General features: G+C 66.2%; 20 protein-coding genes and 1 pseudogene. 10 read left to right on the top strand and 11 right to left on the bottom strand.

The window, feature by feature from the left end:
• Positions 1-211 precede the first annotated feature (211 nt).
• The 5 genes and pseudogenes from AC1DRE_RS11185 to AC1DRE_RS11205 all read left to right on the top strand — a co-directional run bounded on the left by AC1DRE_RS11185 (position 212) and on the right by AC1DRE_RS11205 (position 3,890).
• On the top strand, positions 212-613 hold the full coding sequence (locus AC1DRE_RS11185; RefSeq protein ID WP_476984702.1) for a hypothetical protein: 402 nt from the start codon (positions 212-214) through the stop codon (positions 611-613).
• Positions 610-1,665: a zinc-dependent alcohol dehydrogenase family protein gene (locus AC1DRE_RS11190; protein ID WP_476984703.1), complete on the top strand. Its 1,056-nt coding sequence runs from the start codon at positions 610-612 to the stop codon at positions 1,663-1,665. The genes AC1DRE_RS11185 and AC1DRE_RS11190 overlap by 4 nt, the downstream gene beginning before the upstream one ends.
• A gap of 72 nt (positions 1,666-1,737) precedes the next feature.
• Positions 1,738-3,453 (top strand): DUF4389 domain-containing protein, encoded by a 1,716-nt coding sequence (locus AC1DRE_RS11195; RefSeq protein ID WP_476984704.1) that lies wholly within the window; start codon positions 1,738-1,740, stop codon positions 3,451-3,453.
• 31 nt (positions 3,454-3,484) lie between these two features.
• Positions 3,485-3,685, top strand: a pseudogene (locus AC1DRE_RS11200) (3-oxoacyl-ACP reductase); the annotation flags it as partial.
• Positions 3,686-3,755: 70 nt separating this feature from the next.
• Positions 3,756-3,890 carry a hypothetical protein gene (locus AC1DRE_RS11205; protein ID WP_476984744.1) on the top strand — a complete coding sequence of 45 codons (135 nt, stop codon included), beginning with the start codon at positions 3,756-3,758 and terminating at the stop codon, positions 3,888-3,890.
• Here AC1DRE_RS11205 and AC1DRE_RS11210 read toward each other — a convergent pair.
• The 5 genes from AC1DRE_RS11210 to AC1DRE_RS11230 form a co-directional block, all read right to left on the bottom strand.
• Positions 3,884-4,312, bottom strand: coding sequence for a DUF1003 domain-containing protein (locus tag AC1DRE_RS11210; RefSeq protein WP_476984705.1), 429 nt, complete (start codon positions 4,310-4,312; stop codon positions 3,884-3,886). The genes AC1DRE_RS11205 and AC1DRE_RS11210 overlap by 7 nt on opposite strands.
• A gap of 31 nt (positions 4,313-4,343) precedes the next feature.
• Positions 4,344-5,003, bottom strand: coding sequence for a GntR family transcriptional regulator (locus AC1DRE_RS11215; RefSeq protein ID WP_476984706.1), 660 nt, complete (start codon positions 5,001-5,003; stop codon positions 4,344-4,346).
• A gap of 121 nt (positions 5,004-5,124) precedes the next feature.
• Complete coding sequence (locus AC1DRE_RS11220; protein ID WP_476984707.1) at positions 5,125-6,147, bottom strand: transketolase family protein; 1,023 nt, start codon at positions 6,145-6,147, stop codon at positions 5,125-5,127.
• A complete protein-coding gene (locus AC1DRE_RS11225) occupies positions 6,144-7,028 on the bottom strand; it encodes a transketolase (protein WP_476984708.1) in 885 nt (294 codons plus the stop codon). The genes AC1DRE_RS11220 and AC1DRE_RS11225 overlap by 4 nt, the downstream gene beginning before the upstream one ends.
• 23 nt (positions 7,029-7,051) lie before the next feature.
• Positions 7,052-8,389 carry an MFS transporter gene (locus AC1DRE_RS11230; RefSeq protein ID WP_476984709.1) on the bottom strand — a complete coding sequence of 446 codons (1,338 nt, stop codon included), beginning with the start codon at positions 8,387-8,389 and terminating at the stop codon, positions 7,052-7,054.
• 188 nt (positions 8,390-8,577) lie between these two features.
• On the opposite strand from AC1DRE_RS11230, the gene AC1DRE_RS11235 reads away from it, so the two are divergent.
• The 4 genes from AC1DRE_RS11235 to AC1DRE_RS11250 all read left to right on the top strand — a co-directional run bounded on the left by AC1DRE_RS11235 (position 8,578) and on the right by AC1DRE_RS11250 (position 12,563).
• On the top strand, positions 8,578-9,402 hold the full coding sequence (locus AC1DRE_RS11235; protein WP_476984710.1) for a sugar phosphate isomerase/epimerase family protein: 825 nt from the start codon (positions 8,578-8,580) through the stop codon (positions 9,400-9,402).
• 98 nt (positions 9,403-9,500) lie between these two features.
• Positions 9,501-10,274 (top strand): SDR family NAD(P)-dependent oxidoreductase, encoded by a 774-nt coding sequence (locus AC1DRE_RS11240; RefSeq protein ID WP_476984711.1) that lies wholly within the window; start codon positions 9,501-9,503, stop codon positions 10,272-10,274.
• A gap of 34 nt (positions 10,275-10,308) precedes the next feature.
• A complete protein-coding gene (locus tag AC1DRE_RS11245) occupies positions 10,309-12,075 on the top strand; it encodes a dihydroxyacetone kinase family protein (protein ID WP_476984712.1) in 1,767 nt (588 codons plus the stop codon).
• On the top strand, positions 12,072-12,563 hold the full coding sequence (locus AC1DRE_RS11250) for an RpiB/LacA/LacB family sugar-phosphate isomerase (protein ID WP_476984713.1): 492 nt from the start codon (positions 12,072-12,074) through the stop codon (positions 12,561-12,563). Before AC1DRE_RS11245 ends, AC1DRE_RS11250 begins: the two co-directional genes overlap by 4 nt.
• 34 nt (positions 12,564-12,597) lie before the next feature.
• On the opposite strand, the gene AC1DRE_RS11255 is transcribed toward AC1DRE_RS11250, so the two are convergent.
• The 5 genes from AC1DRE_RS11255 to AC1DRE_RS11275 form a co-directional block, all read right to left on the bottom strand.
• A complete protein-coding gene (locus tag AC1DRE_RS11255; RefSeq protein ID WP_476984714.1) occupies positions 12,598-13,707 on the bottom strand; it encodes a sulfite oxidase in 1,110 nt (369 codons plus the stop codon).
• A 124-nt stretch (positions 13,708-13,831) separates the two neighbouring features.
• Positions 13,832-14,725, bottom strand: a complete 894-nt coding sequence (locus AC1DRE_RS11260; RefSeq protein WP_476984715.1) for an SDR family oxidoreductase — start codon at positions 14,723-14,725, stop codon at positions 13,832-13,834.
• Positions 14,726-14,727: 2 nt separating this feature from the next.
• A complete protein-coding gene (locus AC1DRE_RS11265; protein WP_476984716.1) occupies positions 14,728-15,732 on the bottom strand; it encodes an aldo/keto reductase family protein in 1,005 nt (334 codons plus the stop codon).
• Between the two features lie 61 nt (positions 15,733-15,793).
• Positions 15,794-16,882, bottom strand: coding sequence for an aldo/keto reductase (locus AC1DRE_RS11270; protein ID WP_476984717.1), 1,089 nt, complete (start codon positions 16,880-16,882; stop codon positions 15,794-15,796).
• 168 nt (positions 16,883-17,050) lie between these two features.
• Entirely contained in the window at positions 17,051-17,698 is a 648-nt protein-coding gene (locus tag AC1DRE_RS11275; RefSeq protein WP_476984718.1) for a hypothetical protein, read from the bottom strand.
• 228 nt (positions 17,699-17,926) lie between these two features.
• On the opposite strand from AC1DRE_RS11275, the gene AC1DRE_RS11280 reads away from it, so the two are divergent.
• Positions 17,927-18,379: a YchJ family protein gene (locus tag AC1DRE_RS11280; protein WP_476984719.1), complete on the top strand. Its 453-nt coding sequence runs from the start codon at positions 17,927-17,929 to the stop codon at positions 18,377-18,379.
• A 24-nt stretch (positions 18,380-18,403) separates the two neighbouring features.
• Here AC1DRE_RS11280 and AC1DRE_RS11285 read toward each other — a convergent pair whose 3' ends face one another.
• Positions 18,404-19,258, bottom strand: coding sequence for a TIGR04086 family membrane protein (locus AC1DRE_RS11285; RefSeq protein WP_476984720.1), 855 nt, complete (start codon positions 19,256-19,258; stop codon positions 18,404-18,406).
• Positions 19,259-19,377: the final 119 nt, after the last annotated feature.

Below are 19,377 nucleotides of genomic sequence, written 5' to 3' on the forward strand. Positions count from 1 at the left end.
GCCGCCCGGCAGGCCCCCGTAAAGGGGTCTTTCGTCCCTTACCGTTGCTGCGCGGGGCCGCCATCCTTGATGTGGGGCATCTCACGTCTGCGTTACTCACGCACGCACCTTGGGGAGGGGAAATGCTTCGCCTATCAGCAACCGGTCTCGCCAAAAATTGGGGAAGGGCTGGCGCAGTGCGCCTCCCGGACATAGCAGGAGACCCGGCTTCATGAATCAGCACGCACGAACTGTCCTGGGTACCCGACCCGCCGTCCACTCCCGTCATGGAGCCCCATCCACCACGCATTACGAACATTCAGAGCACCGGCTGAAGATAGTGGTCCGCATTGAAGCGGACCTGGAGGCCGCCAGCCTTGAAGTCCGCGGCGTGGTGACAGGGGCCAGCCTCCGCGCCCTGTATGTCGTTGCCCGGCGTACCACGTCACTGCTGCACGGCAAAGAACTCACCATCGATCTCTCCCGCGCACGGGTCACCGACACGGTCCTCGAAGAACTCCACGAATGCGCCCGCCTGTCCCGACTGGCATCCGGAGTGGACCGTTCCCTAGTGCCGTGCCGCGTGAAAATCGTTGACCCCGGCTTCATCCACAGAGTCAAGGAGTACGCATGAAAGCGCTCGTCTACGGCGGTCCCGGCGAAAAATCCTGGACCGACGTCCCGGACCCCAAGATCCAGAACCCCAGCGACGTGATCGTCAAGGTGGACACGACCACCATCTGTGGAACGGACCTGCACATCCTCAAGGGGGACGTGCCCGCAGTTCAGAAAGGCCGGATCCTGGGGCACGAAGGTGTAGGAACCATCACCGAGGTAGGCTCCTCGGTCACCAGCCTGAAAGTAGGGGACCGGGTCATCATCTCCTGCATCAAGTCCTGCGGCCACTGCGCCAACTGCAAGACCGGCCTGTACTCGCACTGCATGGGCGAGGAAGGGGCAGCGGGCATCGGCTGGGTCTTCGGACACCTGATCGACGGTACGCAGGCTGAATACGTGCGCGTCCCGTACGCGGAGAACTCGCTGCACCTTCTGCCCGAAGGGGTCAGCGACGACCAGGCCGTGATGCTCTCCGACATCCTGCCCACCGGCTTTGAAATCGGCGTGCAGTACGGGCGGGTCAAGCCGGGGGACACCGTGGCGGTTGTCGGCGCGGGGCCGGTCGGGTTGGCAGCAATCGCCACCGCCGGGCTGTACGGCGCGGCAACCATCATCGCGATCGACCTTGACGCGAACCGGCTGGAAAAGTCCCGCGAGTTCGGCGCCACCGACGTCGTGCTCTCCGGCGACGCCGACTGGAAGGAACAGGTGCTGGCGCTCACGGACGGACAAGGCGTGGATGTGGCCATTGAAGCGGTGGGCATCCCGGCGACCTTCACCATGTGCACGGACATCGTCCGCCCCGGCGGCAACGTGGCCAACGTGGGAGTGCATGGCAAATCCGTCGAACTCCATGTGGAGAACCTCTGGATCCAGAACATCAACATCAGCATGGGCCTGGTCAATGCCAACACCACTCCGATGCTCCTCAAGCTGGTGGCCCAGAAGAAGGTTCCGGCCGAGAAATTCGCCACCCACCACTTCACGTTCGACCAGTTCATGGATGCCTACGACACTTTCGCCCGCGCCGCCGAAACCAAGGCGCTCAAAGTGGTGATCACGGCGTGAAATCAACGCCTGCTCACAGAGCAGGCGGATAAGACTCCGGGGGGCCAAGCAAGAGGCAAGAAAGGACTGGCCATGAAACCAGGCCGGATAGTCATGCTGGTACTCGGCACCCTCGCCGCCCTGATGGGGCTTGGACTGCTGACAGGCGCCGGCGCCGTCGGATGGGTCAACTTCCAGCAGCGCGACGACGGATATTTGACCACACCCACAGAGCGCTACGACGTGGCGACGCGTGCCATCACCTCGCCAGGCCTGAATGTCCTGGTGGACGAGGAAATGCCGGACGTCCTGCCGGTGGACAGCGCGGGGCGGCTGCTGTTGCGCGGCACGTCGGCGTCCGGCCAACAGATCTTCATCGGTATCGGACCCCAGGAGGACGTGGCCCGGTACCTGGACAACGTCCGGCATTCCGAAATCACCGAGTTGAAGTCCTACCCGTTCCGCGTCCAGTACCGTGAGGTTCCCGGAGACGCGGTACCCGCTGCCCCGGGCGCCCAGTCATTCTGGTCCACGTCCGCCCAGGGAACCGGAACCCAGCAGATTGAATGGGACCTGCGCAGCGGCCGCTGGGCGGTGGTGGTCATGAACGCCGACGGCGCCGCCCCGGTTTCAGTGGACCTGCAGGCAGGCGTACGGTCCGATCTGTTGTGGCCGGTCTTCATCGGGCTCCTGATCGGCGGCATCGCCCTGCTGGCGGTGGGTGTGCCGCTGATTGTGGCCGGCGCCGCAGGGCTCGGCAGGCACGGCCCGCCGCCGCATTACCCGGCGGCCGCGCCCGCAGGCCCCGGGCCCTTGCCGGTAGGCCCGGACGCCCATGCCCCTTACTCCACGACGCCGGGTGCCGCAGCCCCTTACGCCACAGCCGCTGCCGCGATTCCGCCCGGAGGCGGCCGTACGCCGCTGCCCACGGACCCGCAGCCCTCGGACACCTCCCGGTACCCCGTGCGGCTGAATGGCTACCTCGACCCCGGACTCTCCCGCGGCATGTGGCTGATCAAGTGGTTCCTGGCGATCCCGCACTACATCGTGCTGTTCTTCCTGTGGTTCGCCTTCTTCGTGACCACCATCGTGGCCGGCTTTGCCATCCTGTTCACCGGCCGCTATCCGCGCTCGCTGTTCAACTTCAACGTGGGCGTCCTGCGGTGGAACTGGCGGGTTGCCTTCTACGCCTACGCCGCGATCGGGACGGACCGTTACCCGCCCTTCACGCTGGCGCGGACCGACTACCCGGCAGATTTCGACGTGGAGTACCCCGAGCACCTCTCCCGCGGCCTGGTGCTGGTCAAGTGGTGGCTCTTGGCCCTTCCCCAACTCCTGATCGTCGCCGCCTTCTCAGGCGCGGCAAGCACCTGGGGCAACCGGCGGACCTGGGTGGACGGAAGATGGGTGGACGGCACCTGGGTTGATGGCACCTGGGTGGGATACCAGGGCGGCGGCGGGGTCTCGCTGATCGGCCTGCTGGTGATTGTGGCCGGGTTCAGCCTCCTGTTTACGGGGCGCTTCGGCCGGAGGCTTTTTGACCTGCTGATCGGCCTGAACCGCTGGACCCACCGCGTTATTGCCTACGTGGCGCTGATGCGGGACGAGTACCCGCCCTTCCGCCTCGACATGGGGCCGACGGATCCGGCCGACGCTCCGCCGGCAGACTATTTGCCGCCCCCGGTCCCCGCCTCGCAGTACGTTGTGCCTCCCGGCCCTCCGGCGCCCCCGCATGCGGTGCCCCCGGCCACGGAACCGCCCCCGGTGCCCCCGCGTGCGGAGCCTCCGGGCGAACCCCGCCAACCCTAGGAAGGCGGGTAGAACCGACAGGAGGCCTGCGATGCTGCTGGAAAACGGGACGGGGCCAAATGGAACGGGGCCGGCTGGCCTGCTGCGGGGCCGCACCGCCTTGGTCTACGGCGGCGGCGGTCCCGTCGGAGGCGGCGCTGTCGCCCGGGCCTTCGGGGCGGAAGGTGCCGACGTCTTCCTCGCCGGCCGCACCGAATCACGCCTGCAGAAAGTAGCCCGGGACATCCGTCAGGCAGGCGGCAGAGCGGAAACCGCCGTCGTCGACGCTCTGGACGAAAACCAGGTTCAGCCAGCCCGTCAGCGTGGCAACCCGGACCCACTTCCTCACCACGCTCGCCGACGTGGGCAACGTGGCCGTATTCATCGCCTCGGACCGGGCCGGTGCCATCACTGACGCCACTGTGAATATTTCCTGCGGCGCGATCGTGGACTACTGAACTGTCGCCTTGCCGTCACGTTCGGCCAGGAGTTGCCGCAGCTCCCGGAGGATCTCCAACTGTTGGTTGTTGATGGCGGTGAGTTTCCGGATTTCGTCTTCTGCCTGTACATCCGTGTCGTAGTCATGCTGGGCCATGGCGGCCGCGATGGCATCCTGCCGCTTGGCGGCGATGAGCAGGATGGCGCCCTGTAGGCCGGCCAGCATGGACAGGAACAGGTTCAGCAGGATGTAGGGGTAGGGATCCCAGGCTCTGTCGGCAAGGGCAAATGAATTCACCAGTGCCCACACCATCATCGACAGGATGAAGAGTCCCACGAACGGCCAGCTGCCCATGCCGTTGCGCAGGACGTCAGCTGCCCGTTGCCCCCGACTCAGGCTGGCCTTGTGCTCCGCATGCCAGGTGTTCCTTTGCGCGCTCATGTGCCCAGCGTAGGCCGTGGCGACGGGCCTTCTACGCCACCAGGTTGTCCGCGGCGGTGTCCATGTGTTCCCGGATGGTCTTGCGGGCCAGGGAAGCGTCGCCGGTTTCAATGGCAGCCACGATGTCGTGGTGCCTGTCCACGCTCATGTTCGAAACGCCCTTTTCCAGCCCGGCGAACATGATGGACATCCGGATGGAGCCCTCCAGTGATTCCCAGGAATGGAGCAGCGTCTCGTTGCCGGTGAGGCGGCACATGGTGCGATGGAATTCGAGGTCCGATTCGATCCGTTCTTCGAGGGTGCCCTTGGTGGCGGCGTCCATGGCGGCGATGGCTGCGCGCAGCGAACTGATGACCTGCTGGCGTTCGGGAAGTTCGCACAGGGTCCGGGCAGCCAGGGATTCCAGTGCAGCGCGAACAGAGTAGATGTCCCGGATTTCCTTGGCGTCCAGGTGCCGGACGGAAAGGCGGCCGCGCGGTCCGGCTGACAGCAGGCCTTCCTGCTCAAGCTGCCGCAGCGCTTCGCGGAGCGTTCCCCGGCTGATCTGGAGCATGTCCGAGAGTTCAGTCTCCACCAGGTGCCGGCCGGGTTCCAGCTCACCGCTGGTGATGGCCGTGCGCAGTGCGGAAAGTGCCTGCTCGCGAAGGCTCTTCTTTTGCAGTCCGAGCAGGGGTGCTGTTGCTCCGGCCATCGTGGGTACTTCCTCACTGTCAGTGGTCGACTGTTTACAGTCAGTGTGTTAACTGTCGATGGTACGCCAGAAGCGCGGAACAGGCTTATGCCGGCTCCGCGCTCCCGCTCTTGCGGCCCGGTTAGCCGAGTTCCGCGAGTACTTTCGCCACGATCCGCTGGACTGAGAGGCCATAGCGTTCGTGCAGGGTGGGGAGCGCGCCGGCGTCGAGGAACTCATCCGGCAATGCCACCGGAACCACCCTCTTGCCGAGTCCTGCGGTGACCACGGCGGAGGCGACGGTTTCGAACAGCCCGCCGATCACGCTGTGGTTTTCCAGTGTTACGGCCAGGCGGTCGGTGTTGATCTCGGCCAGGACGGTCGCCGCGTCGAACGGTTTGATGGTGGGGGTGTGAACGACGGCGACATCCACGTTGTGCTCCGCCAGTGCCTTGGCGGCCTGGAGGGCCCGCATGGTCATCAGCCCGCTGGAGATGAAAACGACGTCGTTCCCGCCGCGGAGGACCTTCGCCTTGCCGAGTTCGAAGGTATAACCGTATTCGTCCAGGACGGTAGGCACGTTGCCGCGCAGCAGCCGCAGGTAGGTAGGGCCTTCGCTGGCCGCGAGCTGGGGGACCGCTTGTTCGATGTCCAGCGAGTCACAGGGGTCCACGATGGTCAGGTTGGGCATGCCGCGGAAGATCGCCATGTCCTCGGTGGCCTGGTGGCTGGGACCGTACCCGGTGGTCAGGCCGGGCAGCCCGCCCACGATGTTCACGTTGAGGTTCGGTTCGGCGCTGTCCAGGCAGAGGAAGTCGTACGCACGCCGCGCCGCGAACACCGAATAGGTGGATGCGAACGGCACCAGGCCGGTCTCGGCCAGCCCCGCGGCCGCACCGAAGAGCAGCTGCTCTGCCATGCCCATCTGGAAGAACCGATCCGGGAAGGCCTGGGCGAAGATGTGCATGTCCGTGTACTTGCCCAGGTCTGCTGTGAGGCCAACGATTTTGTCGTTCTCCTGCGCGGCCTTAACCAGGGCGTGTCCGAACGGTGCGGAGGCGGTCTTTTGGCCGGGATCGGTGAAGGACGCGATCATCGCCGAGGTCTTCAGCTTGGGGGCGGTGCCCTTCAAAACGGTGCCTTTCAAGGCGCTGGGGGCGCTCATCGCTTGGCCTTCCCTTCGTATCCTGCAGTCAGTTGTTCGCGGCAGAGCTGCCATTCGTGTTCTTCGATGCGCATGAAGTGCGCCTTCTCGCGTTCTTCCAGCAGGGGCACGCCGCGACCAACCTTCGTGTCGCACAGGATGACGGAAGGACGTCCGGCGGCGGCGGCCTGGGCGGCGGCGTTGTCGAAGGCCCGCAAGAGGTCGGCCATGTTATTGCCGTCCACCCGCTGGGTGTACCAACCGAAGGACTCCCACTTTTGCGTCACGGGCTCGGTGCGGAGCACGCTGTCCGTCTTGCCGTCCGCCTGCAGTGCGTTGATGTCCACCATGGCGGTCAGGTTGCCCAGCTGGTGGTGGTGCGCGCCCATGGCGGCCTCCCAGGTCGATCCCTCGTCCAGTTCGCCGTCGGAGAGGAAGTTGTACACCCTGGCGTCGGAGCCCTGGTAGCGGAGGCCCAGGGCCATGCCGACGGCGATGGTGAGACCGTGGCCCAGGGAGCCGCCGGAGATTTCCATGCCCGGAGTGTAGGTGGACATCCCGGACATGGGCAGCCGGGAATCGTCCGAGCCGTAGGTCTCGAGTTCCTCCACCGGGACGATGCCGGCCTCGGCCAAAGCGGCATAGTGGCCGATGGCGTAGTGCCCGGTGGAGAGCAGGAACCTGTCCCGGCCCTCCCATTCGGCGTCGGCGGCCCGGAACCGGAGCTGGTCCGCGTAAACGGCTGCCAGCATGTCCGCTGCGCCGAGCGCCTGGCCGACGTAGCCCTGGCCTTGGACCTCTCCCATATTCAGGGCATGGTGCCGAATCCGGTATGCCGCGGCTGAAACATTGTCGACGCGTTCTGTTATGGAGCTAGCCATGGTTTCCTGTGTGGCGGTCATGTGGGCTTCCTTCGTGGCGGTCATCAGACGGTCACTGACTGGGGGGTGCTTTTGGTGGCCTCATCTGCCAGCTGGCGTTCGCGCTTGCCCCAGGTTTCCCGGGTGACGATCGCGGCCCAGAGGCCGATGGCGGCGTAGAAGCTGAAGAGGAGGGCGGGGCCCATCCAGCCCAGGCTCACGAAGAGAAGCGTGGTGATGAAGGGGGTGAATCCGGAGACCATGGCGGAGATCTGGTAGGCCAGCGAGGCCCCGGAGGAACGGGTCTTGGCCTGGAACAGTTCGGGGAACCACGGACCCTGGGCGCCGGCCAGGGAGTTCTGGCAGACAGCGTAGGAGATGACGATGGTGGCGATGACGAAGATGAACATTCCTGTGTTCACCAGCAGGAACATGGGGATGCCGAACAGAAGCGCGAAGGCAGTGGACCAGATATACAGGGGCCGGCGGCCGATCCTGTCCGTAAGCCTTGCCCAGGCCATGGTGGCAAAGATGCCGATCGCTGACGCGATGCAGAGGGCCACGAGCGTCTGGGTCTTGTCCGCCAGATGCTGGGTGTGGAGGTAGGAAATCATGTACGTGATGGAGACGGCGTAGCCGGCGGTCTCGGCGATGCGGAGGCCGATGCCCCGGACAATGCTCCGCCAGTCGCTCTTGATGACCTCGATGATCGGGGACTTGACGATGGAGCCGCTTTCCTTGACCTCGTCAAAGACCGGGGACTCCGGGACTTTGGAGCGGATGATCAGGCCGACGGCGACGAGCACGATGCTGGCCAGGAACGGAACGCGCCAGGCAAGTTCGCCGCCGAGGTTCACGCTGACCAGGAAGACGAGGTTCGCCAGGAGCAGGCCAACGGGGAAGCCGGCCTGGACGATGCCGGTGTACCTGCCCTTGGACTTCCAAGGCGCGTGTTCGTAGCTCATCAGGATGGCGCCGCCCCACTCGGCGCCGAAAGCCAGGCCTTGGACGACCCGGACGAAGACCAGCAGGGCAGGAGCGAGCAGGCCCACCTGCTCGTAGGTGGGAAGGAGGCCGATGAGGAACGTGGCCACGCCCATGAGGATCAGGGAGGCCACCAGTACGGGTTTGCGGCCCACCTTATCGCCGAGGTGCCCGCCGATGATGCCGCCGATCGGGCGGGCGGCGAAACCGACGCCGAGTGTGGCGAAGGCTGCCAGTGTTCCCGTGACGGGGTCGCCGGTCGGGAAGAACGCCGTACCGAAGTACAGGGCCGCGGCAGTGCCGAAGCCGATGAAGTCGTACGTCTCAATGACGGCGCCCACACCGGAACCGATGGCGACGCGCTTTGCGTCCTTCGTGCCGTGGACGTGGCCCCGCATTTTCAGAGCTTCGTTGCTCATTGGTGGATCCCTTTCGATTAGCGACCGAAGCATTGGAACCTCGGCACTGTCGACTGTTAACACATGATACGACAAGTGTGACGTACGTCATTTGCTATGTCAACAGTCAATGTTGGAGGTTGACTGTTAACAGTGAAAAGCCTTATGGTGATTCACATCACCCCCGCTCATTCAGAGGATCAACGACGATGTTCAACACCCGACTCGGCTGCTCGTCCATCAGCTTCCGCCATCAGGACCTGAGTACCGCCCTGCGGACCATCAGCGGCCTGGGCTTCGAAGAAATCGACCTGGGCGCCCTGCCGGGTGTCTGTGACCACGTCCCTTATGACCTGGATGAGGAGGCGGTCACGGCCGTCACCGCGAAGGTTGCCGCCTCCGGGCTGCGGATCCGCTCCGTCAACGGTGACATCGGGGACCTCAATGCAGTGCTCGACGCCGGCCGGATGGCCGCCCGTGATCGGCACCTGGAGGCGCTGCTCACCCTAACCGCCAACACCGGCGCCAAAGCCCTGGTCCTTCCGTGCGGGGCCCTGGGCCACGACCCGGTCCGGAGCGTTGACGAGGACCTGGACACCATCGCGGCGCAGCTCATGCACGCAGGACAGCGCGCCGCGGAATTCGGCGTCGAACTCTGGACCGAATCCCTGCACTTCCTGCGGTTCTGCTGGAACCTGGAACGAGCGGAACTGCTGGCCCGGCGGCTTGCCGGTTCCGGCGTGGGAATAGTGATGGACTTCAGCCACATCGTCGCCGCCGGTGCGGACCCCCTTGAGTATCTCGAACGCCACGAAGGACGGATCGCCCATGTCCATCTGCGCGATGCGGTGCCCGGCAACATCAATCTCAGCATCGGAAACGGCCAGGCGGACTTTGCCGCCGGGCTGAGCTCACTCGCAGCCCACGGTTACACCGGGCACTTCGCCCTCGAGCTGGAAACCCGGGACATCACCCACGACGAACGTCCCGCAGCGGCCGCCAAGGCAGCCAGCTTCATCACCGACCTCATCTGACCATCGATTGCTCCGTAACTGCCGTTATGAACCCTCAAAACGGCGCTTATGGAGCACTCGATTCCATCAAAAGACACAACCACCATCCAAGGAGCATCATGACCACCATCCAGCGCACCGCCGTCCTCACCGGGGCCACCTCGGACCGCGGCATCGGCATCACCACCGCACGCCGCTACGCCAGCCAGGGCTGGGGAGTGGTGATCCTGGACCTCGACGGCGAGAAGTCCGCGAAGGTCGCCGCCGAAATCGGCAACGAATTCAACGTCCCGGCATTCGGCTACGAGATCGACGTCGCCAATGAGGACTCCGTGAACGCGGCGTACCGCGCAGTGAAGGCCGAGATCAACGCCGGTACGCTTCCGGCCGTGGGCGCCCTGGCCAACATCGCCGGCATCACCTCGCCGGTGCCGTTCCTCGAGACCACCCTGGATCTTTGGAATAAGGTCATGGCCGTGAACTCCACCGGCACCTACCTGGTCACCAAGGCATTCCTCCCGGACATGATCGCCAGCGGCTGGGGCCGGGTCGTCAACATGTCCTCGGTCTCCGCGCAGCGCGGCGGCGGCGTGTTCGGCAAGGTGCCATATTCCGCCGCAAAGGCCGCCATTCTCGGGTTCACCAAGGCCCTGGCCCGCGAAATCGGCGCCACGGGCGTCACTGTCAACGCGATCACACCGGGCGCCGTGGACACCAACATCCGCGTGGGCAGCACCGACGAGCAGGAGGCGGCCATCAACGCCGGCATCCCGCTGGGCCGCAATGCCACCACCGAGGAAATCGCCGCCGTCATCACCTTCCTGTCCTCGGAGGAATCGGCATACCTCACCGGAACCACCATCGACATCAACGGCGGAAGCCACATCCACTAACAGCCATTCCCGCCGCAGGATAGAGAGTCCCACCATGACCAGAATATTCAACGATCCTTCCGACTTCGCCGACGAAGCCCTCGCCGGGTTCTGCGACGTCCACGCCGACCTGGTACGCCAGGTCACGGGCGGGGCAGTGCGGCGCCGCCGCCCGGCCAAGCCCAAGGTGGCCGTCCTCGCCGGCGGCGGTTCCGGCCACTACCCGGCGTTTGCAGGCCTGATCGGCACCGGATTCGCTGACGGCGCCGTAGTGGGCAACATCTTCACCTCGCCCTCCGCGCAGCAGGCCTACGCTGTGGCCAAGGCCGCGGAATCAGGGGCCGGCGTGGTGTTCACCTACGGCAACTACGCGGGCGACGTCCTGAACTTCGGTATGGCCAGCGAACGGCTCGCAGCGGAGGGGATCCAGGTGGAAAACGTCTTGGTGACGGACGACGTCGCCAGCGCCCCGCCGTCGGAATCGGAGAAACGCCGCGGCATCGCCGGTGATTTCACGGTCTTCAAGGTGATGGGCGCGGCGGCCGAAGCGGGCGCCGACTTCGCCGACGTTGTACGGCTCGGCCGGAAGGCCAACAGGCTGACGCGCACCATCGGCAGCGCCTTCCACGGCTGCACCTTTCCCGGCGCCGAAAGCCCGCTGTTCAGGCTCAAGGACCGGCAGATGGGACTTGGCCTGGGCATCCACGGCGAGCCGGGCCTGTTCGACACCGAGCTGCCGCCTGCGAAGGAGCTGGCCCAGGAACTCGTTTCCCGGCTGCTGGCCGAGACGCCGCACGGTGCAGGGGACCGCATCGCCGTGATCCTCAACGGCCTCGGGTCCACCAAGCACGAAGAACTTTTTGTCCTCTGGCTCACCGTTGCACCGCTGCTCCGCGCCGCGGGCTACACGCTGGTGATGCCTGAGGTCGGCGAACTGGTCACCAGCCTGGACATGTCCGGCGTCTCGCTCACCATCACCTGGCTGGACGAGGAACTCGAGCCGCTCTGGACCGCCCCGGCGGAAACGCCGGCGTACCGGAGGGGCAATGCCGCCCTCCAGCCCGGTGACCAGATGGCGGAGGAAGCGTCCGACGGCGCCGCCGCACCCGATGCTTTCGAGGCGACTGAGGCGTCGCGGGAGTACGCCGCGAACTGCCTGGCGGCGCTTGCCGCCGCCCGGGCGTCCCTGCACGGCGCCGAAGTGCGGCTCGGCGACATGGACGCTGTGGCGGGCGACGGTGACCACGGGCGTGGAATGGTCCGTGGCATCGACGCGGCTACGGCCGCAGCCTCTGACGCCATTGCCCGCGGTGCCGGGGCGGGAGCGGTCCTGGCTGCCGCCGGGGACGCCTGGGCGGACAAGGCCGGCGGAACCTCAGGGGTGCTGTGGGGCGCGGGCCTGCGCTCCTTTGGCGAATCACTGGGCAACCAGCAGATCCCGGGACCGCCTGAGCTGGCCACGGCCGTCAGCGCGTTTGCGGCAAGGATCACCGGCCTCGGCAAGGCGGATATCGGGGACAAGACCATGGTGGATGCGCTGCTGCCCTTCGCCGAAACGTTCGGCCGGCTGGTGGCCGCCGGTACTAGCCAAGCTGGTGCATCGCCTGAGGCGGCGTGGGCCGAAGCCGCAGCCGCCGCAACCGCGGCGGCGGAAGCCACCGCCTCCCTGCGCCCGCTCAAGGGCCGGGCCCGGCCGCTCGCCGAAAAGAGCGTAGGCACCGCGGACCCCGGGGCCACGTCCCTGGCAATGATCTTCGCCGTCATGGGCCCGCATTTGGCGGCGCCGGTTCCGGCGCGCCAGCCCGCGGGAACACCGTCATGACTATGGAAGGACAAGCCGTGGGTATCCGACTCATCCTGGGCGCCGACGAAGCCGGCGTGGACTACAAGGACCGGATCATGGAGGACCTGCGGAATGATCCCAGGGTCAGCGAAATCATCGACATCGGCGTCAACCGCGGTGATGCCGCCGAGCAGTTCACCACCCCTTATCCGTACGTGGGGATTGCCGCCGGGGAGATGATCAGGGACGGCCTCGCGGACCGGGCCATCCTGTTCTGCGGCACGGGCATCGGCGTCGCCATCGCGGCCAACAAGGTGGAAGGAATCCGGGCCGCCACGGCCCACGATTCCTTCTCGGTGGAACGCTCTGTGCTGTCCAACGACTGCCAGGTGCTAACCATGGGACAGCGCGTGGTGGGCGTGGAGCTCGCCCGCCGGCTGGCCCGGGAGTGGCTTGGCTACACCTTCGACCCCGCGTCCGCCTCGGCGGGCAAGGTCAAGGTCCTGACCGACTTCGAAGGATGCTGACCCCAGCCGACGCGAAGACGAACCGGGGCGGCAACTATTCGACGTTCACCTTCACGCGCTGCACCGCGTTGTTGCCCATGCCCTGGTAGTTCCAGGCCTGCTCCAGCGGCTGCATTGATCCGGTGGAATCGGTGGCCCGGCAGGCGAGTTCATGCTCGCCCCGGTCCGCCACCCACGGCAACGTCCAGTCGCACCACGCAAACGGACCAGCCGGATGACCGAGATGCGCCGGCACCCACTTCCCGTCGATCCCCACCTCGACGCGGACCACGGAACCTTCGCCGGACCAGGCCCTGCCCTTGAGCATCACCGGCCCGGCGGACAGGACCCTGCTGCGGGTGAAGAAGTCCGGGATTCCGGGCGGAACCATGAGCGAACGGACCTTGATGCGCGTGACCGGCGTACCGGCGTCGTTCGCGTCCTTCTGGTAGCGATAGGCGACCGACTGCTGGAAGCCGTCATAGGCGTGGGTGACCACCTGGATGGATTCCAGCCACTTCACGCTGGCCATGCCATACCAGCCGGGCACCACCAGCCGCAGCGGGAAGCCGTGCTGCGGGGGCAGCTCGCGGCCGTTCATCTCGTACGCGAGCACGACGTCGGGACGCATCGCCTCCTTGATCGGCAGGCTTCGCCCGTACTTTTGCCGGACGCCGCCCTGGATGCCGTCGTCGGCGCCCGTGAACACCACTTCGACCGCGTCTTCATCCACCCCCGCCTGGGCCAGCACGTATGCCAGCGGAACGCCGGTCCACACTGCGGTGCCCACGCCTTCGAGCCGCCACGGCTGGCTGAGCGGCCGCGGCCGGAGGAGCGACCGGCCGTTGCCGGCGCATTCAAGGGTGACGGGAATGCTGATGGCGGGGTCCCGGCGGAGTGCCCGGAGGTTGATTTCGACGGCCCGTTGCACGGCGCCGCCGATCCGCAAATGCCACGCATTGGCGTCAATGAACGGGATGTCGAAATGCGTCAGGACGTAGTGCAGCCCCGGCGGCGTGAGGTCCTCCCGCAGGGCCTCCAGCGGCATTGAATGGTTCCTGACCGCAAGCTGCAGTTCCTCTGCAGTGAGCGGGCCGTTCGTGGGTTCTCCGGTATGCGCCGTGGGCTTTTCGGTCTGGCGGCGCCGGGAAATCTGCTTCGTCATGGCACTGCGTTTCTGGGTAGGGCCGGATTCTGGATGGTGCGGATGCTGTGGCGGGCATAGCCCGTGTTCACAGGTCTACGCCGCCTCCACGGGTGCGTCAAGGCCAGCCTTCGGTCCTTCGCAGCTAGAGGTGGTGCGCCTCCTTGAGGAAATCCGCCAGCCCCAGCGGTTCCCTGCCCGTCAGGGCATGAACGTCCGACGTCGGGCCAGCAAGTTCTCCGTTGGCGATGGCCGTGTAGGTACTGACCCACGCGTCCACTTGCCAGCCGGGTGCGCCGTACGGGGCCCGCGACGCGTACGCTTCCGCCACGGTTTCATTTCGGTAGCTGATGCTTCGGCCGGTGCCTTCCGTGAGCAGTTCCGCGGCCCGCTGCAGGGAGATATCCTCCGGCCCGGTCAGATCGTACGTGCGGCCCACGTGCAGCGCAGGGTCACGCAGCACCGCCGCGGCGCACCGGGCAATGTCCGCGCGGGCCACGGCCGCCATCACGCCGTCGCCCGCCGGGCCGCGGATAACGCCGTCTTCTCCGGTGAGCAGGGGCAGGAAGTCGAGGTAGAAGTTGTCCCGGAGGATCGTATAGTCCAGCCCGGCGGCTTTGATCCGCTCCTCCGTGGCGTAGTGATCCCGGCCCAGTGTGAACGTACAGTCAGCGGAGGCTCCGAAAAAGGAGGTATAGACGACGTGCCGCACCCCGGCCGCCGCTGCTGCGTCCACGAACGCGAAATGCGTCTGGAGCCTGTCCTCGGCTTCCGACGCCGACACCATGAAGAGGGTTTTCACGCCCTCAAGCGAGGACCTCGCCAGCACCGGGTCCGCGTACGCGGAGACCATCGGAACGGCGCCCGGAAGGTCGGGGGCCCGGGCGGCGTCGCGCACCAGCAGCCGCTGCGGCTGCCCGACGCCGGCGAGGACCCTGGCCACGAGCCCGCCAAGCTGCCCGGTGGAGCCCGTGACGGCCAGCTCCGGCAGTGAGCCGCCTGACCCGGTGATCCCTGTGGTGGTTCCCGTGTCCGCCACGGCTAGGCCTCGCGGGACGCGGGCGACTTGGTCTGGGCCGGGTCGCGTTCGGCCAGCGACCCGATGACGTCGTCGATCTTGTCCATGATGGCCGCGTCCAGCTTCACGCCGGCGGCCGCCACGTTGCCGGCAATCTGCTCGGGACGGGACGCGCCCATGATGGCCGAGGCGACGTTCTTGTTCTGCAGCACCCAGGCGATGCTCAGCTGGGCCATGGTGAGTCCGGCTTCCGCCGCAATCGGCTTGAGCTGCTGGACGCCGCTGAGCACTTCATCGGACATCCAGCGTTCGATCATCCTGGCGCCGCCCTTGGAGTCCGTGGCGCGGCTTCCCTCCGGCGCCGGCTTGCCCGGCCGGTACTTGCCGCTCAGCACGCCCTGGGCAATCGGGGACCACACGATCTGGGACAGGCCCAGTTCTTCGGACGTCGGGATGACCTCGGCTTCGATGACCCGCCAGAGCATGGAGTACTGCGGCTGGTTGGAGATCAGCTGGAATCCCAGGTCCTTGGCCAGGGCATGGCCGTCCCTGATCTGGTCGGCTGTCCATTCGCTGACGCCGATATACAGCGCTTTGCCCTGCCGGACGATGTCCGCGAACGCCTGCATGGTCTCTTCCAGCGGCGTCTCATAGTCATAGCGGTGCGCCTGGTACAGGTCCACGTAATCGGTTTGGAGCCGCGTCAGGGAACCGTTGATGGATTCCATGATGTGCTTGCGGGACAGCCCCACATCGTTGTGGCCCTTGGGCCCGGTGGGCCCGAACACCTTGGTGAAAATCTCCAGGGATTGGCGCCGCTCGTCCTTCAAGGCTTCGCCCAGCACCGTCTCAGCTGCCGTGTTGGCGTAGACATCGGCGGTGTCGAACGTGCTGATGCCAGCGTCCAGCGCCGCCCGCACGCATTGGGTGGCTACATCGTTCTCCACCTGGGAGCCGTGCGTGAGCCAGTTGCCGAAGGTGATTTCGGAGATCTTGAAGCCGCTGTTGCCGAGGTATCTGAATTCCATGGGTTTCACCGTAGCCCAATTGGTTGCTCAGGGTAAGGGTTTTCCGGCGGCTGCCTTCGGCTTACCGCCGGCGCAGTTCGGCGTATTCGAGGGAGGGGACCACAGCGCCGGCGTCCCGCTCCACGAAGTTGGTTCCGGGCGGCACCAGCTCGTCAATGGCATCCAGCACGGTTTCATCCAGCACCGTGTCCGCGGCCCTCAGGTAGGCCTGCAGGTGTTCCTCGCTCCGGGGACCCACAATCACGCTGCTGACAGCCGGGTGGTTCAGTGCGAAACCGACCGACAGGTCCACGAGCGGCAATTCAAGCTTGTCCGCCAGCCGGGTCAGGGAATCCGCCGCCAGCAGCTTGCGCTCGCTCGCCGGGCCGGAGATGTCGTACCTCCCCGGAAGGGAGTGGACCCGCGTGGGCGGTTTGCCGGCGTCCAGCACGAAGCTTCCGGACAGCCAGCCGCCGGCCAGCGGACCGTAGGCCAGCACGCCCAGACCGTACTGCTGGGCGATCGGCAGGACATCGCGTTCAGTGCCGCGGACCAGCATCGAATACGGAACCTGGTTCGCTACGGGCGGGATGAGATGGTTCGTAGTGGCCAGCCACTGGGCCTCCACCAGCTGCGCCGGAGTGAACACGGACGTTCCGTAGTAGAGGATCTTGCCTTGGCGGATGAGGTCGTTCAGGGCCGTGATGGTCTCCAGGACGTCCGTGTTGTAGTCCGGACGGTGTGCCTGGTAAAGGTCGATCCGGTCCGTCTGCAGCCTGCGGAGGCTGCCCTCCACTGCCTGCATGATCCACCGCCTCGAGTTGCCGGAGTGCGCGGGGTTGGCGCTCATCTGGCCGTGGAATTTGGTGGCGATGAACACGTCGTCGCGGCGGCCCCTCAGGGCGCGGCCCACCACCTGTTCGCTCTGTCCCTGCGAGTAGACGTCCGCCGTGTCCACTGCGGTGATGCCGGCGTCCAGTGCCGCGTTGATGATGCGGATGCTTTCCTCCGCACCCGTGGGGGCATAGCCCTGGGCGGCGCCGTGCGCCGCGCCAGCGTTTGCTGCGGACGAGCCGTGCGCCGCGCCTTCGCCGAAATTCATGGTGCCCAAAGTGAGCGGGCTGATCAGCGTTCCGCTGCGCCCGAACACCCGTAGCTGGTTGAGGCTCATCCCGGTTTTCCTCACGTTTGACTCCCACGCTGATTGCTGTGGATCGTCACGAGGCTACACAAAATCAGCCGTGCGCAGGCCGCCCTCGAAGCACTTCTTAGCTTTCCGTAGTCCGGGGTCACGCAGGGGCTGCCAATGACGATTTGTGACCGGTTTTTTGGCAGTCAATCAGCCGGCGCGGCGCTGCTCCACCGGCAATGTGCCCCGCAAGGCGGCAGGGTGGCCGGCCAGCGAGACCAGGGACCCGGTATCCAGCATGGCCAACGGACCAGGCCCGGGAGGCTTCTCAAAGGAACGCGGGATGGCCCTGACTGTGGCGTGCTGGTCCGTGGCGGATTCCACGAGGGGAGCCACGGCCCTGACTTCCTCGACCGGGGCGTCCGGGCTGGGTAGATCGCGGACTGTGACTTTCACTTCGGGCGCCGCTGCAGCGCTGGCCCTGGCGGCCGCCCGCGCATCGGCCCGGGCAACGGCTGCCGCCCAGTCTTCGGACAGTGCGGGCGCTTCCCTGCGCGCGGCGCGTTTCTGCGCCGCTTCTTCCCTCGCGGTGCGCAGCTTGGCCCGGAGGGAGGAGGGCGCCCTGGCCGTCTTCAGATTGAACGTCCGGCGTGAGGCGCGGGCAGGGGTGTCCGGGTGCGATGTTTTGCCGGGGCGGCGGCCGAACCCGGCCATAACCGCGACGCCGACCAGCCGGCCAAGGCCGGCAATCAGGAGGGTGGCCACAAAAACCAGGAAGAGGCCGATGAACATGACGAACGCCACACCCAGCGTGCCAAAAAAAGTCAGGTTCAGGGCAATGGTGTTGGGATCTTCCATTTACCTCTCCTCAGGGCCTGCTGCGCCCGTGTGCCGGCAGTAATCCGCCGGTAATGGGCACCCCTTAACAATACGGACTTTTGCGGTGCAACACGCCCGCATTACAGGGCCACGGCCGGGTTGTGTCGAACCTGTTATCCGATATGACACAGCCGTTCCCGTCCGGCCTGCGCATATAGTCGGAAGCAGCCAAATCGGCGCCCTCCGACAGCCCCGAAAGGACGCTCCGTGCCCCAGCAGACCGAGCCTGAAAACCCGCGCCCGGGAGGCCGCGAAGATACCAGGGACAGTAATTCCCCGGCGTTCAGCGGGAACTGTCCGTGCCTGTCCGGTGAGCAGTACGCGGACTGCTGCGGCCGGTTTCACCGCGGTGACGAGGCCCCGACGGCGGAGCAGCTGATGCGCTCCCGGTACAGCGCCTTTGTGGTGCGGGATGCCGCCTACCTGCTCCGCACCTGGCACCCGGACACCCGGCCCGCGGACCTCCAGCTGGACCCGGCCATGGAGTGGCGTCGGCTGGACATTTTGTCCACCAGCCGCGGCGGTCCCCTGGACTCGGAAGGGACGGTGGAGTTCAAAGCCCATTTCCGGCACGACGGCGAGCGGGGAGCCCATCACGAAAAGAGCCGGTTCCTGCGCGTGGACCGGCGCTGGTTCTACCTCGACGAGGCCGCCTCGTAGCTATCCGCTTTGGCAGCCCCGGCTCTAGCGTTCCGCGTCAGCTTCCACCGGGGTGAATCCGGCACGGTCCACCTTGCGGTGGAAGCGCATACCGGCCATGCCGCCCACCACAGCGCCGACCAGGGCGACCGCGGCCACCACGACGGCGGCAATGATGCCTGTGGTGGTCAGCTGCCCTTCGTTGACGGGAATGCGTGGGAAGCTGTTCAGGTTGGCCAGGATGTTGAAGCGTTCTCCGGCGATCATGGCCAGCAAGGCAATAATCACTGCGAAGATCACGGCCCAGACCCACACCATGAACCCCTGCTTCGCACCGCTGAATCGTGCCATGCGGCCGGCAACGTAACCGCCGCAGTAGTACGCCACGAAGAGGATGACCAGCAGCACGATGACTCCGGTCAGGCCCACGGTCTGGTCGGAGGAGGCCTGATTGACGGCCTCGTTCACGTCGGTGTTGGTGGCAAGCCCAACGGCCGTTCCGGCTGCAGCGACCAGTGCGGTTAACAACACGGCCGTTCCCGTGGCAGCCATCCAGCCAAAGAAGGCGGAACCGATCTTGATGCCGCCGAACTGCTCCTTCTCGCGGGCCACTACGGTCTCGCGGGTGGCGGCATTAGGGTCCGCAAACGCAGCGGACTCGGCGGTGGGCGTCACCGCATAGGCGCGGGTGTCGTCGTCGTGCTCCGTTGCCGGGACGTAGTTCCGGCTGGCCCGCGGTGCGTCAGTAGGGCTGCGCCGGCCCTCCAGCCTGTCTTCGACATTCCTGTTTTCACCGTTCCCGGAGTCGACCTCTCGGCTGCCGCCGTCCACGGGGTTGGCATCCTCGCCACGGGCGGCGCGGCGCGACTGTCTGTCTTCGGGCCCTACTGTGCTGCTCATCAGGCGTTCTCGCTTTCATCGATTGAGCCGGACCCATCGCTTGGGCCGGCCACCGCTATGCGGAGACCTGCATGATGGTCTCTTCTCCACCTAACCACGGCGCAACGGCGACAGCAAGG

It is taken from the genome of Arthrobacter sp. P4_H3 (assembly GCF_056400885.1).

Bases quoted from the DNA above. Each gene is read 5' to 3' on its own strand.
- AC1DRE_RS11185 (WP_476984702.1), top strand. From the start codon at position 212: ATGAATCAGCACGCACGAACTGTCCTGGGTACCCGACCCGCCGTCCAC.
- AC1DRE_RS11190 (WP_476984703.1), top strand. From the start codon at position 610: ATGAAAGCGCTCGTCTACGGCGGTCCCGGCGAAAAATCCTGGACCGAC.
- AC1DRE_RS11195 (WP_476984704.1), top strand. From the start codon at position 1,738: ATGAAACCAGGCCGGATAGTCATGCTGGTACTCGGCACCCTCGCCGCC.
- AC1DRE_RS11210 (WP_476984705.1), bottom strand. From the start codon at position 4,312: ATGAGCGCGCAAAGGAACACCTGGCATGCGGAGCACAAGGCCAGCCTG.
- AC1DRE_RS11215 (WP_476984706.1), bottom strand. From the start codon at position 5,003: ATGGCCGGAGCAACAGCACCCCTGCTCGGACTGCAAAAGAAGAGCCTT.
- AC1DRE_RS11220 (WP_476984707.1), bottom strand. From the start codon at position 6,147: ATGAGCGCCCCCAGCGCCTTGAAAGGCACCGTTTTGAAGGGCACCGCC.
- AC1DRE_RS11225 (WP_476984708.1), bottom strand. From the start codon at position 7,028: ATGACCGCCACACAGGAAACCATGGCTAGCTCCATAACAGAACGCGTC.
- AC1DRE_RS11230 (WP_476984709.1), bottom strand. From the start codon at position 8,389: ATGAGCAACGAAGCTCTGAAAATGCGGGGCCACGTCCACGGCACGAAG.
- AC1DRE_RS11235 (WP_476984710.1), top strand. From the start codon at position 8,578: ATGTTCAACACCCGACTCGGCTGCTCGTCCATCAGCTTCCGCCATCAG.
- AC1DRE_RS11240 (WP_476984711.1), top strand. From the start codon at position 9,501: ATGACCACCATCCAGCGCACCGCCGTCCTCACCGGGGCCACCTCGGAC.
- AC1DRE_RS11245 (WP_476984712.1), top strand. From the start codon at position 10,309: ATGACCAGAATATTCAACGATCCTTCCGACTTCGCCGACGAAGCCCTC.
- AC1DRE_RS11250 (WP_476984713.1), top strand. From the start codon at position 12,072: ATGACTATGGAAGGACAAGCCGTGGGTATCCGACTCATCCTGGGCGCC.
- AC1DRE_RS11255 (WP_476984714.1), bottom strand. From the start codon at position 13,707: ATGACGAAGCAGATTTCCCGGCGCCGCCAGACCGAAAAGCCCACGGCG.
- AC1DRE_RS11265 (WP_476984716.1), bottom strand. From the start codon at position 15,732: ATGGAATTCAGATACCTCGGCAACAGCGGCTTCAAGATCTCCGAAATC.
- AC1DRE_RS11270 (WP_476984717.1), bottom strand. From the start codon at position 16,882: ATGAGCCTCAACCAGCTACGGGTGTTCGGGCGCAGCGGAACGCTGATC.
- AC1DRE_RS11275 (WP_476984718.1), bottom strand. From the start codon at position 17,698: ATGGAAGATCCCAACACCATTGCCCTGAACCTGACTTTTTTTGGCACG.
- AC1DRE_RS11285 (WP_476984720.1), bottom strand. From the start codon at position 19,258: ATGAGCAGCACAGTAGGGCCCGAAGACAGACAGTCGCGCCGCGCCGCC.